The sequence below is a fragment of the Mesobacillus boroniphilus JCM 21738 genome (genome assembly GCF_000517385.1).
Classification (GTDB): domain Bacteria; phylum Bacillota; class Bacilli; order Bacillales; family Cytobacillaceae; genus Mesobacillus; species Mesobacillus boroniphilus.
In genome coordinates this window covers 24,105-37,334 of the sequence record NZ_BAUW01000038.1, presented here as the reverse complement: position 1 = coordinate 37,334, position 13,230 = coordinate 24,105, and the positions used below count along the sequence as shown (strand labels likewise).

Here is a 13,230-nt window from a genome sequence, read left to right as displayed (position 1 = left end):
GTTCGCTTCTTTGACAAGCTCTGTGAATGATTGGCTTCCACCTTGTTTACATAGGTGTAAATAATCTTTCCAGGCATCCTCTGTATTTTCCCAAAGCACAGGGACGTACCTTATGCTTCTAAATAGAAAAAGGCACTTCATATTTCTAACTTATACTGGATTCTAAACACAAAAAATCCGCCCAGTATTCTGAGCGGCTGCTAATTTATGTATTTTGGCGGGACCGCCTGGGAATCGAACCCAGCTAACCTGGCACGCAGGTCACAAGCGGTTTTGAAGTTTGCTAGCATCTGTTTCTCTAGTACCTGTACGTACCCTAAAGTACTGATAAATCAAGGTTTCTTGTTTTCTGATGTTTCCCTGTGATTTCAAATTTTAAAATTTTGGGCACCAAGCATGGCACCATTTACACCTGAACTTTTAAATCATCTCACAGTTCTGAATTACACTTCCTTAGTTCCAAAACCACATTAGGCCATTATAGGTATATTCCATTGCTGCACGACCGTCGTGCGAGTATCCCTCCTTAATACGAAATGCGATATTTCCGGATTCTTCATTATCGCTCGATATGAAATTCCCACTCGGCATACCAAGCATCCCTTCAATCTGGCTTGCGAAATGTCCATATTCAAAGTCATCCGTTCCTGTAATCGCATAGATGAAGAAATCGTCCGGGCTGTAACCGGAGTCAGTGACTGCCGCATCTACATCATCGCCCTCATAATCCATCGCACCGCTCATTGGCAGGAAATATCGGAATTCATCCAGACTATTCACAAAGGTATACCATGTGGTAACAGATCCCATCGAAAATCCCCCAAATGCACGGTGGTCTCTTGAATTCTTAATATCCTCCGGCGATGTGCTTTCCGCATATGTCGAGTAGGTTCCTTCCACAACAGGAATCAGATCGTTTACCAGTTCTTTGTGATAATTGACCGTCAGAGTGTAAAACGCCAACGTGTAGTCTGCACTGTCCTCCGGACTTTCATTATTGTAGGTAGGACATACAATGATAAGCGGTTTTATCTCTCCATTCTCTATGGCATGATCAATGACATTCTTAAAGGAATTCGGATGATTGGGAGTGCAAGGGTCGTTGTTTCATTACTCCAGCCGCCATGCATCAGATACAAAACATTGTACTGATTTTCTTTAGAGTACCATATGGCAGATATACGATTGCCCGTTTTGTAAGCTTCTTACTTTTCTGTTCATATGTTTTAGATTCATACGTATCGTAGGTAAGCTCCACCAAGGTTCCCTGCTGATCTGCCGCTTGGTAATACTCCTTCGGAATATTCTCAAGTTCCTGGGGAACTGGATTCTCACTACCGCTTCCCGTGTTCATGTCAGCTTTTGCCACCTGTCCTGGTTCACTGACTGCATTATCCTGGACGTTAGAGACCGAAGTAACATCCGATGCTTTCCAGCTGCTGTCACATGCCCCAAGTAAACCGATAAGAAACATTGACACTACCATAATTCCGAGGATTCTTTTTGCTCTCATTCTCCCTTCCTCCTCCTCAGTCCATCTGGTTCTCCCAGAATCTGACCGCATCAATAGAGGCTTTGAATATACTTTTCAAAACAATTCGAGAAGAACACGAAAACGGCCCCACAAGATTACGATATAATCCGCCTCATACGATTTCTATGCGAAAAATAGCGTCGGAGGGAGCAGTATTAGAGGCGTCCAAATAGGACGTCTTTTTTAAAAAAAGCCCGGCTGCAGTTAACAGCCGAACTTACTTTATCCTACTATTCTGTAATCAAACGGCTGAATATCCGAGAAAACTTCACGGCTAACTATGTAAAAGGCTTCGTCGTTGTCAGTTACTATAACCTCGCCGGGTGATGCATCTATCCTGCTTCGTCGATTGAGTTATACATCGGGCCTAAAAGGTCGGAAATATTAATCGCCATTCATAACACCTCCTTAATACGATGTTATCAGACTCTTCAAATTAATGGAATACTTGGCGAATACCTTCGATTACCTACCCGATTACCTCCACCGCAACTATTTCAGAAAACTTGATCCGAATCACCGCCCCATCTTCCGAAACTATCCGAACCTCCTGCCGAATAGGATCGAGGTAATGAACGCGGCCTTTTTCTTCGTATGTAAATCCGTCTTCCCATTTCGAAATAGTCACCGGAAAGTTAAACTCCATCGCGTAACAAATGCGGTTTTCCATTTCCGCGATTTCATATTCGTCGAGTATTGGCTTTGCCTGCCGCAGTTCATCGCGTGCTAATTCCCGTAGCATAGACCGGTGTTCTGGCGCAAACAAGGCGCCCAGCCATTTCATTTTTCCTCTATCGCGTATTCTCATAGCGGTCAATCCTTTCGAAGTGTTTACCGTTATTATACACGAACAAGCGTTCTTAAAACATTTATCCTTTTAACAAAATTTCTTATATTTCACCAAAGCAACATTCTAAATGGTATAATTTTCATATTGAGAAAATTAAGTTAATGGGGTGGTTCTACATTATCTATCATAATTGGGGTTATCGGGTTTATTTTAGGAACACTCTTAAGTTTAGGTGCTAGAAGTATGGGCAAGCAATATTACGATGATATAGGGGTAGACCAATAAATATCATTAGATTTTAAGTTGTTTTACCAAATAAATTTCAGATTTAAGGGAGTATAAAAAATGACTAAAGCATTGACGGTAAATGATGTTTCAAATTTATTAAATGAGTTAAATCATCAAAAAGAAGTGTATGAAAACAAGGAAATGGACTTGAGAAACCGAGGAGTTATAGGAGAAGAAGCTGATTTATATGCTGGACGTGCCCAGGGGTTAGCAATAGCAATCTCTATTTTAGAAGAACACTCAAAGGTCAAGGAAAACGAATAGAAATATAGTGAAAAAGCCATACGAGGTTGCGTATGGCTTTACTTATACTCATATACATCGTACCAATAAAAATGCCTCTAATCGCACCAGCCGTTAAAACTAGGTAACCGTAATAGTCCCGCCTTTGTGTAGTTTCGGAATTTTACACGTACTTCCACCGGGTCGACATACGCAAAGTCGTCCGTTTCTTTAACGATAGCCCTCCGGTAAATCTTCGCTCTTTCTTTCGGCGGCACACCGAGCTCCATAACGCCCATATAGAGCCCTTCCTTGTCAGCGAGTAGCCAACCGAATTCTTTCTTACGATAACCAGTCACGAAAACGTCAGCGTATTGGTAATTTATAACCTTATCAAGACCTTTTTTAGAAATTGTTATTAAAATCAAGGCTTTTACATATTAGTCATGTTTAATATGTTATTCCTTTCCCAAGCAGGTTTCCGGATATTTCTGTTAAAATAAATAGGAAGGCTTATTGAACGAAGCAAATAGTTAAAAAAGAGACATTGATCTGAAAAATCAATGTCTTTTGTTTTTTTTGTAGGAATTTTTTACCTATAAAATATGATAAGATAAGAATGAACGTTCGCTTTTGCAATGTAAATATTTTGGGGAGGTAACTAATGGAGAAAATAAGCTATTCAAGAGTGTGGAATTTAGATAAGGTTTTTATAGGGGGAAGCAAATCAAGTCAATTTTTAGAGCATATGAATCGATTAGCAGCTCTTGTAAATATATTAGAAAGTAGTATTAAATCATTAATTACACCAATTTCAATAAATGAAGTAATTAAAGTGGTCCCTTTAATAGAAAACATCGCTACCATTCGCTTGTACTTATCGCAAGCTAATTCTTTTATCACTTGTCTCCTTGCAGAAAATCCAAAGGATCAAGAAGCTGCGACTTTACGAGGAAAAGTTGCTCAAGAGGAATCCCGTTTTGAAAAAGAATTATCGAAATTAAAGAAGATATTTACATACACAAAGGAAGATGTTTGGGAAAGCATACTAGAAACCGAAAAATTACAAGAATATAGATTTATTCTTAATGAATGGCGGGAAAATGCAGATAAGAATTTGTCAGAAGCAGAGATCAATTTAATTTCAGACTTGATGGTTGATGGATACCATGCTTGGGGACATTTTTATAATAATCTAGTAAGTAGTATAAAGATAAATATACAAATTAATGGAAAAGAAGAAAATCTATCAGTTGGACAAGCCATTAACTTGCGATCGCACCATAGTGAAGAAGTACGGAAGGAAGCTCATTATGTACTAGAGACTACATGGAAAGAGAAAGAAGAATTATTTAGTAAAATAATAAATCACATTGCTGGCTTTCGTATACAGGTAAATAACAAACGAGGGATTAAAAGTATATTAGAAGAACCACTGAAAAAAAACAGAATGAAGGAAGAAACGCTGAATACGATGTGGACAGTGATTAGTAAATATAAACAACCTTTCTCAAATTACTTGGAGCGAAAAGCTGAAATGATAGGCGGAACTAGTATGAAGGCTTATAACTTTTGGGCTCCCGTCACAAAAAGTAATCAAGTAATAACATTCGAGGAAGCTGCAACGCTTATTACAGAATATTTTAGTCAATTTGGTTCCGAATTAGAGGGCTTCGTTAGGAGGGCTTTCTATGAAGGATGGATAGAGGCGGAAGATCGTCCCAATAAGTCCGCTATTTCATTTTGCGCTGGTTTTCCACTCACAGGTGAATCGAGAGTTTTTATGACATTTAACGGGACTCTTTTAAATATGTTAACTCTTGTTCATGAACTGGGGCATGCTTTCCATAATCATGCCATGAAGTCTGTTAATGGGTTGAATAACGTTATCCGTTAAGCATTGCTGAAACTGCTTCAACCTTCTCTGAAATGATTATTTTTGATGCGGCTATGAAAAAGGCAAATACAAGAGAAGAAAAATTATTTATACTAGATGAAAAATTAAAACGTAGTGTAATGAACTTTATGAATATTCATTCGAGATTCTTATTTGAGCAGAGATTTTACAAGGAACGTAATGAAGGCATTGTTTCAGCCAATCGACTAAATCAGTTGATGGAAGAATCAATAAATGAGGCGTATGCTGGCTCCCTAGAACAACCTTCAATTTATTCTTGGGTTTGGACACCACACTACTATATTACTCAATCGCCTTTTTATAATTTCCCATATACTTTTGGTATTTATTTGCATTAGGCATCTATGCAAAGGCAAAGGAGAAAGGGAAAGATTTTGAGAAAGATTATTTGAAATTACTTCGTGATTCAGGAAGTATGTCTGTGGAAGAGTTAGTTATGAAACATTTGGGAGAAGATATTACTTCTGAGGAATTCTGGGAAAAAGGAATGGAATTGTGCGTCAAAGATGCGGAAGAATTTATAGAACTAACATCTTCTTAAACCTATTGGAGGGTTGATTCAAAGAATGTGTTGACGCATTTTATGAGAAAGTAAGCAGGTTAGTGAAAAAGAGAGTAATTAGATGACCATAGAAATAAATGTGATTCTCAAAAGAATCGAGGAGAAAAAATGTCCCAAGATGAAATTGTCTTAGTAGCAAGTGTATCAATCTTTAGTGATGATAAAGTCTTAATAATAAAAGAGAACAAACCTAATGCTGTTGATAAGTGGAACTTTCCAAGTGGATAAAAGTGAGTGATCTTGTAACATTTGATAGTAAAGACTTGCGGGAACCAATTGTAATAGAGCAAATACTTGATAACTTACTAAAAGAGAAATTACACTCAATTAGCATGTATAATGAGCAACTTTTTAAATAGATCTTCTTTAGCTAGCGTATGCGTTGAACCAGGAAGGATTAACGCTCTTTTTATAGAATATTCTTATTCAACAAAGATGCATGATTTTATAATAAGTCAATCAATTAGTATTCATTTATGTTTAAATTTGAGGGGGAGAATATTGAAGAAAGCACTACTAGTTATTGACGTTCAAAATGGTATGTTTCAAGAAGGTAATGTTGTATATAAAGGGGATAGGTTACTTCAAAATTTAAAGAATCTAATTACTCAAGCACGTTCTAATAAAACACCAATTTTTTATATACAGCATAATGCACCTGCTGGTAAACCTTTAGAATATGGCACAAATGGTTGGGAGATTCATCCTGAAATTTTTCCTAACACTCAAGATGTAATCATTCAAAAAACTACTCCTGACTCATTTTTTAATACTACTTTAGATGAAGAACTGAAAAAACAAGGGATTGAACATTTAGTAATTGCGGGAATTCAAACAGAAGCGTGTGTTGATACAACTTGTAGAAGAGCTTTTAGTATGGAATATAAGGTTACTTTAGCTTCGGATACACATAGCACTTGGGATTCACAAGATATTACTGCACAACAAATTATAAATCATCATAACGGAGTATTACGTTGGTTTGCAGAAGTTCATCCGAGTAAAGATATTGCATTTATTAGATGATTGTGAAGTTTTATACTTAAAGTAGAGGGTGCTCATCTTCAACAAACATATTAATATAAAGAAGCTCAGGGCTTTTATGGCTCCGAGCTTTTTTTGTATGCTAAATAAGCTCCTAAAGTACCCTGCTTAGTCAACTTAGATTATTAATTAAGTCTCTTCACCATTGTTTGTGATTCATACTCAATTCCGACAATAAGATAGCTAGATTGTGGCTACTCAAACTCTCTCCTTCTTCATCTTACAGACTAGCCAGTTGGTGGAAAAGAAGCGGTCAAGTGCTTTCCTTGACGGCTTCTTTTCCACCAACTATGATCACCATAATGATGAAGAAGGAGGGGGCTAGGACATCTGTTTTTTATAAGTTTGTCCTGTACACTCCAAAAATACACGTGTTTTAAATCGTTGGGTGTTTCTATAACCGTATGCTCGTCGCTTTATATTCTTAATTTTATGATTTGTACCTTCAGTCCGCCCATTAGTAAATGGAGTATGAAAGTATTGCATGATCTGTGGCCGCCAGTTTTCAATTGTTTTAGCCACTTCATGAAAGGATTCAAAAGGACTGCTCCAAGCGAGCTGGATCCATTCCGATAATAGCTGATCCGCTATTGCATAATCTGTCGATTTGTAAAAGTCCCTAAAGAGTTCTTTCAGAAAATATCCGTAAGCTAGGTTATCATGAGTTTCTAATAGTTCATTCAGTCTTGATCGGTTTTTTTCTTTTACATTTTCATAACTTCTCAGTAAGTGAAATCGTGCCTTTTTTAAGCCAGGTATTTTCTTACGAACTTGGTCTAATGCTTGAGTAACCTTTTGCACGACATGGTATTTATCGACAATAATTTGTGCATCAGGAAAAGCTGTTCGGATGGCTTTATGAAAGGGATCCCACATGTCGACCACAACATTTTTAACCCGTTCGGGATGAATGACCTTTAACCTTAAAAGTTCAAGCGTTGAGGTATAATCACGATCTTGATGCATACCCATAACAGCGCCTAAGTTGGCATCATACAGAACGGTCTCATATCTTTGTCCCTTACGAACAGCGACCTCATCTAGGCTTAACGTGATGTCTTGAACTTCTTGAGTTTTTTGTATGACATTCTCATGTTCATCAGCCTTTTCTTGAGCGATTGAATAAAAGATGCGCTCAACTGTAGAATAGGCAATCTGATGTTTTTGGCTAATATCTTGAATGGTAGTACCCAAAACTTGTTCATAGATAAACTGGCGAAAGCGATTCGTGTAACGCTGATGTGCGGCAATCGATTCAAAAGGAGCGGAAAAAACTTCTTCGCAGTTCTGGCAACGATATCGCTTAATAATAACATTTAAAAATAAAGGTTTATTAAGGATAGAAAGATCCCGTACCTTTTTTGTCCTTCTGTCGTGGACAGATGATGAGTAAAAGCCACAACACGTACAGCGTTCCTCATCAGCTTTTTTCTCGATATGAACGAAATAATGAGTATCGAAAATTTCTTGATTAACAACTTCAAATTCTGGCAATTCTAGTAACACGGAAAACATTTATGAACCTCCTACTAATGTTTGTTGTGATGCTAACATTATTGCCAGGAATTCAAAAATGTTTTCCTTTTTTGTGTTATTTCACAAAAAGTGATGATGAATCTTAATTAATAACACCAATTTTTAAATTTTTTTATAAACTTCCGCATATGCAAATTTTACTTGTTCTCGCAACTCTTTGTTTTCATTTTCGAGTTTCTTTACTTTTCTCTTTAATGATTCGATTAGAGCGTCTTTATTATTATCATCCATATTCCGCTTCATTTGTTTTTCGCTAGGCGTACTTATTTGTTGTAGGCGAAGAGATTCAATGCGGTGTCGAAGCTCCTGGTTATTGTATAACGTCGCCTTTGAGAGACCGGCTTCCTTTGCCACGCTATTAAAATTGATACTATCTTTTGATTTTATAAGTCTTTTTATTGCTTCATCCACTTTCAGAGCCGTTGAAGCTTTACGGCTCTGATGGATTTTTTTTAATTGCTCCTTACGATCATAGTTTGTCATTACGATCCCTGCTTTCGTTTAATACGGTCCAAACGACCGAAAATAATATTTCCGTCTTGGATAGTTTTTAGGATGTCCTGATATCTATCTAGATTTTTTTTGTTTTTCTGGGCAACATCATGCCGACCCCGTTGTTCCAAAACTTCAATGGTTTTTGAAGAAGTTTTAACAAGAAGCTCATATTTTTGCACATCCATATCGGACAATCCTATCGCCAGATCTTTACACGGGCTGCCTCCGTTACACGTAAGGCAAGGTGGTTCTTCTGAATAAGGACAATTCCCATTAATTCTTGCGTGACATGTTCCATAAGGATTATCAATTGCGGTTAGCTTCTGCTCTCTCCATAACATTTCAAGAACATCTTCTGGAATATCCTCATTTGGTTTGATTTCTTTCACTTCACCATTTTTGTCGAAAGAAAATACACCGTTCTTTATTGCTTCTTCGAAAGCCTTTCGTTTTGTTCCGTCCAGCAATTTTGCATATCGCATTGTCATTTCTGGAGAGGCGTGTGCTAAAAGCTCTTTTACTGTTAAGATGTCCGTACCGTTATTGAGCATTTTTACCGCGTACGTATGCCTGAATTGATGGGTTTTAAAATGAAAAATCTTGCCGTCCTCTGTTTTGATTTCGCGGTCATGAGCCAAAGTATTTAATTTCTGTCTTACCCATTCCTGGCTGAAAGGCTTTCCCTTTCTTACGCCTGAATAACGCGATAAAATGAATTTGTCCGGGTTGTTATCGCTATTACTGTTATTAATAGACAAATCGATTAAAGCAACGATAATAGAAGCTATTTCTTCATCTATTGGAATGGAATGCCCTGCTACATAGGTTTTTTTAATATCAGTAACTATTTGATATTTCCCATTTAATTTTACTAGGCAGTCCTGCCGCAAGGTCAAAATGTCCGAGATTCTTAACCCGGTTTTAAAGGCAATCCAGACTATTGGCTGTACTTCCTTATGCAAATGATTGATTTCAGTGAACAGCTGATCAAGGACGAAATCTGGGATATAATCAACTTGATCGTAAGCCTTTTTCTTTTCCAAAGGCTTATCTTCAGGAAAAATTAATATCCTTATGTCCGTTTCCGGCGCTGTGTCATATTGATAGTTCTGGAAATCAGTTAATACCTTTTGAACAATTGCCAAGGATTGCCGTACATATCCGTCCGGATTGCTGTTTCTATGATTTATGCTACTATTGGCATACCTGTGGAGCCACTGGATGTAATCCAGTATGTGTTTTCGCTGCAGTTTTTTTAAATCTTTCCATTCAGGTTCTAGCTCGCTAATGTGATTAAAAAACGGGGTAACATACGTCATGTAATTTCCGGCAGTAGTGCCCGAGAAATTTTGTTTTCCTAAAAGCCGGTGCCTGAAATACTTCTTTACCGCGTCCCTGAATTTTGGATTTTTTATTTTATCGAAATGGAGAAAATAAGAATTTGCAGATTGATTATGGGATATCCCGTATAGCTTTTTTAAATTCCTAATATCCCAGGATTCCTTTTTCCACTCATCACGGTCATCAGTCACAGTTTTTATTGCTGAATAAATCATTTTTAAAAATGTCACAATGCCTGTTGATGCCTTTTCAAAAGTGTCCCTATGCCCCACGTACTTGGTGATTTTCAAATTTACTCCTTTACTTTCTAACCAAAGCACCCATTTCTCAGCGGCTTTGTCCATATCAAGTTCCAAAATCGATTTAACATTTGGGTAACATTCATTCAAGAACCCTTGAATCTTATTGACTTGATAAATTGCTGTCATGATCCTATTCAATGACCATTCATCATTAAATAGCTTTTTATAAAATAAATACTTGATTTCAATTCTGAACGTTGGATTAAGAAGCAGGAAATCGATATTTTTGGTACTTCTATTGTAGCGTGAATGCATTTCTTTAAAGTTGTTAATTAAGCCGATAGTGTCTAGATTCCAAACATCGTTTTTTTGGAAATAGGGATTGTTTTTCATTTCCGTTAAAACTTCCCCTTTAGTATTTACTGTTCTTTCGTAATAGAAAGACATTTCGTTTTTAAGCCGCTCATGGAAGCCCATTTCCGAATTTTGTGCTTTATGACTTTGTATCATGCGAATCTCCTTGTTGTTTTAAAGAGTTTATTTTAAATGCGTGCTGCGACCTTTCCCAATTCTCACGAATTTCCTCAGTGGACGGGTGAAGATATAAATTCATCGTTGTTTGAATCTGAGAATGTCCCAGCCGTTCTTGGACCTGTTTAATGTCCTTTGTTTCTTTAAAAAAGATTGTTGCATGTGTGTGTCGGAATAAATGTGGGTGCACATTTATTCCTGTTTTCTTCTTTAAACGCTTAAACAGTGCGGAAACATCCATATAATTCATTGCTTGTCCCATTTTATCGCCGCGCAGTTTAACGAACAGAAAGTTTGTAGCCGTGTTCAAATCATCCAAAACTTCGTATAGATAATCATCGTATAAATCCATCAGAGCCTGGGAAACAAAAATGTTCCGTTCACCAGTTTTGAGTTTTGCTCCGTTTTCAAGTTCTCCACGATTAACCAGATGGATTCGATTTCCTTTTTTATGGTCTATCTTGAAATCTTCAATAAATAGAGATAGTGCTTCTCCGATACGTAAGCCGGTTTCAAAAAGGAGTTGAAGCAAAAACTTATCCCTTATATTTGATGTAGCTTCTATAAGGAGTTCTACCTCTTGCTTTGTTAATACCTCTACTTTTCTTCGCGGCACCTTGATTTTAATGATGTTTCTGCTTGACGATTTTCCTTTATTTACGTGAAAAAGGAAATCTTTATACTTCCTTTTTCCACCGGGAAAAACCTGCTTGAAAAGTCGATCTACCACGTTTTTATCCAGTGCCTCGTTACGATGGAGAAAATCATAAAAATTTGTTACAGCGGTAATTGTAAGGTTAACAGTCCTTTCCGTCCTTACGGATGAAACTTTTTCAATTGGACTGATTTTTGTTGCACCGTATGGGTTCCTCAGCCATGCTACGAATTCTATAAAATCCTCTAATTTTACATCTATGTATTCCTTTCTATTCTCCTGTAGGAATTCAAAGTAGAGTTTTAACGAATAGCAATATGTTTTTTGTGTGTTTCCACTCTTGCCGCCAGTATCCAAGAATTTCAGATATTGCATAACTGGTATTACCGGTTTTCCTACACCATCCAACAACATATATCTCTTTTTGTTTCCTTCAAGGATAATCTCCTGAACTCGCATATGATACCCTCCCCCTGAATGATAACATTATATACATACTGTACATTATTTTTTAGGTAAATTTAATAATTACTTCTTGTATAAAAAAAGAGAATACATGTTACATTTTAAACATAGTATCCTCTTAATATTATAGTATAGTTAAAATAACCTTCAGCCAATCCGTTGACCGTTTAGCGACCTGATAACCGCTGTCTTTTCGCTTCAGCACGACTCCTTCAAGAGATTGAGAGCACACAGCATCGAAATACGCAGATCCGTGTCCTTCAACGAATTGAACTTTCGAAAGTAAAGCGGAATCAGTCGGTACTAAGTCCGCGAGTATCTCTTTTCGGTTTAGCAACGGCAGATTAGTAACGCGCTTTCCTTCGTGCTGAATTACGTCAAAGGCAACGAATGAAATAGGCGTCTTATCTTTCCGGCTCATAAAGCGACTCATTACCGCCTCGAAGTCCGGCTTTCCGTCGTTATCGCTGACGATTAATTCACCGTCCAGAGTAGTACCAGGCGGAATGTCGAGCGAATGCAGTTCCGGAAACTTAGCGGTTATTTCATTGTTATGTCGCGAGTACAGACGGACTTTGCCTGCGTCATCGACCGAATATATTAAGCGGATACCGTCGAGCTTCAGTTCGGTAATGAAATCCAGGTTGTCGAACGGCTCATCCGCTTTATGCAAAAGCATTGGCGATATGAACAACACAATTCACCTCGCCTTTAATTATACTACAGCTAGGACTTCCGGACTATTAACGTTTAATGGAAGCATCTTATCCTATTGGTATATCAGAAGTTGTAATTGTTGGATCTGTATGATAAGCACAAATTTCCTCTAGAGGAAGATTACGATATTCAAGCATCCACCCAGAAGGATAATACACCCATATACACCCGTATACAAACCATTTTTGGTATTGAGGACTATATGCAACATTCTTAAGGAACATCCACCCCTGTCCCAGATTATATGTCCAAAAATATGTCCAGTGTAAAATACTATTCCTTAGATCATCTGGTGAAACAGCTTGGCATTTTGTTGGTGCGGATGGCATGTAATTAGGTAGAGGCGGAGTATTATAGCAAGGGTTTAGCGCTGAGAAACAGCTACCTAGCCCTGCATTTTCCCATGTTCCATCATCACAAATCTGGTATATTCCTTCAATACATTTGGTAGTTCCATGGCTATAAGACAATCCCGCATAAGTACAAGATCTGCAATTAGGTTGACAATTAGAAAGTTGTGTAGGACGGTATTTACTCATTAAACAACCCCCATTTCCATATATAGGATTTTACCTATAAATATGTGCTGTAACCTAATTTCGGTATAGGTATAAGTTCCTAATTAATTTGTTGACAGCCATTCCGAGCAGTCGAGCGCTTCAACATACGAATATAAATATAAGACTTCACCGTTTTTTTGAAGTGCCCGATTTAGATTTATCTCTTAATTTCCCAACCACCGAATAGTTACTGCGATGCAAGGACGTCTTTATTTAAAGCGCTCAGAATATCCACGTATGTACCATGCGGAGCCAGTGCGTTTTCTATCGCAGTGCCAGCCGTTGTCCGCCCGCAATATTTCGCAGGCGACCGTGTTTATTTAGTTAAGC

Annotated in this window: 13 protein-coding genes; 4 read left to right on the top strand and 9 right to left on the bottom strand. The window is 37.6% G+C overall.

All coding sequences use genetic code 11. The features are described from left to right. Positions 1-453: 453 nt before the first annotated feature. The 3 genes from JCM21738_RS22460 to JCM21738_RS11985 form a co-directional block, all read right to left on the bottom strand. On the bottom strand, positions 454-1,059 hold the full coding sequence (locus JCM21738_RS22460; RefSeq protein ID WP_148296106.1) for an alpha/beta hydrolase: 606 nt from the start codon (positions 1,057-1,059) through the stop codon (positions 454-456). A gap of 70 nt (positions 1,060-1,129) precedes the next feature. Continuing rightward, positions 1,130-1,513 (bottom strand): hypothetical protein, encoded by a 384-nt coding sequence (locus JCM21738_RS22455; protein ID WP_023614626.1) that lies wholly within the window; start codon positions 1,511-1,513, stop codon positions 1,130-1,132. Between the two features lie 490 nt (positions 1,514-2,003). After that, complete coding sequence (locus JCM21738_RS11985) at positions 2,004-2,342, bottom strand: YolD-like family protein (protein ID WP_023614628.1); 339 nt, start codon at positions 2,340-2,342, stop codon at positions 2,004-2,006. A gap of 327 nt (positions 2,343-2,669) precedes the next feature. On the opposite strand from JCM21738_RS11985, the gene JCM21738_RS11980 reads away from it, so the two are divergent. Beyond that, entirely contained in the window at positions 2,670-2,876 is a 207-nt protein-coding gene (locus JCM21738_RS11980; RefSeq protein ID WP_023614629.1) for a hypothetical protein, read from the top strand. Between the two features lie 77 nt (positions 2,877-2,953). Here the strand turns inward: JCM21738_RS11980 and JCM21738_RS11975 are convergent, their stop codons facing one another. Beyond that, a complete protein-coding gene (locus tag JCM21738_RS11975; RefSeq protein WP_175577019.1) occupies positions 2,954-3,193 on the bottom strand; it encodes a hypothetical protein in 240 nt (79 codons plus the stop codon). A gap of 305 nt (positions 3,194-3,498) precedes the next feature. Here JCM21738_RS11975 and JCM21738_RS11970 point away from each other — a divergent pair, with 305 nt between their 5' ends. The 3 genes from JCM21738_RS11970 to JCM21738_RS11960 all read left to right on the top strand — a co-directional run bounded on the left by JCM21738_RS11970 (position 3,499) and on the right by JCM21738_RS11960 (position 6,340). Then, positions 3,499-4,731 carry a gluzincin family metallopeptidase gene (locus tag JCM21738_RS11970; protein WP_243462999.1) on the top strand — a complete coding sequence of 411 codons (1,233 nt, stop codon included), beginning with the start codon at positions 3,499-3,501 and terminating at the stop codon, positions 4,729-4,731. A 53-nt stretch (positions 4,732-4,784) separates the two neighbouring features. Continuing rightward, entirely contained in the window at positions 4,785-5,090 is a 306-nt protein-coding gene (locus JCM21738_RS25810) for a hypothetical protein (RefSeq protein WP_243462998.1), read from the top strand. A gap of 725 nt (positions 5,091-5,815) precedes the next feature. After that, the gene (locus JCM21738_RS11960) at positions 5,816-6,340 is read left to right on the top strand and encodes a cysteine hydrolase family protein (protein ID WP_023614633.1); all 525 of its coding nucleotides are present in this window, start codon (positions 5,816-5,818) and stop codon (positions 6,338-6,340) included. Between the two features lie 339 nt (positions 6,341-6,679). Here the strand turns inward: JCM21738_RS11960 and JCM21738_RS11955 are convergent, their stop codons facing one another. The 5 genes from JCM21738_RS11955 to JCM21738_RS11935 all read right to left on the bottom strand — a co-directional run bounded on the left by JCM21738_RS11955 (position 6,680) and on the right by JCM21738_RS11935 (position 12,317). Continuing rightward, positions 6,680-7,873: an ISL3 family transposase gene (locus tag JCM21738_RS11955; protein ID WP_023614634.1), complete on the bottom strand. Its 1,194-nt coding sequence runs from the start codon at positions 7,871-7,873 to the stop codon at positions 6,680-6,682. Between the two features lie 123 nt (positions 7,874-7,996). Further along, the gene (locus JCM21738_RS11950) at positions 7,997-8,377 is read right to left on the bottom strand and encodes a DUF6262 family protein (protein ID WP_023614635.1); all 381 of its coding nucleotides are present in this window, start codon (positions 8,375-8,377) and stop codon (positions 7,997-7,999) included. Next, entirely contained in the window at positions 8,377-9,534 is a 1,158-nt protein-coding gene (locus tag JCM21738_RS27350; RefSeq protein WP_369385725.1) for a tyrosine-type recombinase/integrase, read from the bottom strand. The genes JCM21738_RS11950 and JCM21738_RS27350 overlap by 1 nt, the downstream gene beginning before the upstream one ends. A 931-nt stretch (positions 9,535-10,465) precedes the next feature. Continuing rightward, complete coding sequence (locus JCM21738_RS11940; RefSeq protein ID WP_023614637.1) at positions 10,466-11,617, bottom strand: tyrosine-type recombinase/integrase; 1,152 nt, start codon at positions 11,615-11,617, stop codon at positions 10,466-10,468. 130 nt (positions 11,618-11,747) lie between these two features. Next, complete coding sequence (locus tag JCM21738_RS11935; protein WP_023614638.1) at positions 11,748-12,317, bottom strand: ATP-dependent DNA ligase; 570 nt, start codon at positions 12,315-12,317, stop codon at positions 11,748-11,750. Between the last annotated feature and the right edge of the window lie 913 nt (positions 12,318-13,230).

What these genes read in the sequence shown, in the direction of transcription:
- JCM21738_RS11950 (WP_023614635.1), bottom strand. Translation starts at nt 8,377, where the DNA reads ATGACAAACTATGATCGTAAGGAGCAATTAAAAAAAATCCATCAGAGC.
- JCM21738_RS22455 (WP_023614626.1), bottom strand. Translation starts at nt 1,513, where the DNA reads ATGAGAGCAAAAAGAATCCTCGGAATTATGGTAGTGTCAATGTTTCTT.
- JCM21738_RS11980 (WP_023614629.1), top strand. Translation starts at nt 2,670, where the DNA reads ATGACTAAAGCATTGACGGTAAATGATGTTTCAAATTTATTAAATGAG.
- JCM21738_RS11970 (WP_243462999.1), top strand. Translation starts at nt 3,499, where the DNA reads ATGGAGAAAATAAGCTATTCAAGAGTGTGGAATTTAGATAAGGTTTTT.
- JCM21738_RS11985 (WP_023614628.1), bottom strand. Translation starts at nt 2,342, where the DNA reads ATGAGAATACGCGATAGAGGAAAAATGAAATGGCTGGGCGCCTTGTTT.
- JCM21738_RS25810 (WP_243462998.1), top strand. Translation starts at nt 4,785, where the DNA reads ATGAAAAAGGCAAATACAAGAGAAGAAAAATTATTTATACTAGATGAA.
- JCM21738_RS11955 (WP_023614634.1), bottom strand. Translation starts at nt 7,873, where the DNA reads ATGTTTTCCGTGTTACTAGAATTGCCAGAATTTGAAGTTGTTAATCAA.
- JCM21738_RS11940 (WP_023614637.1), bottom strand. Translation starts at nt 11,617, where the DNA reads ATGCGAGTTCAGGAGATTATCCTTGAAGGAAACAAAAAGAGATATATG.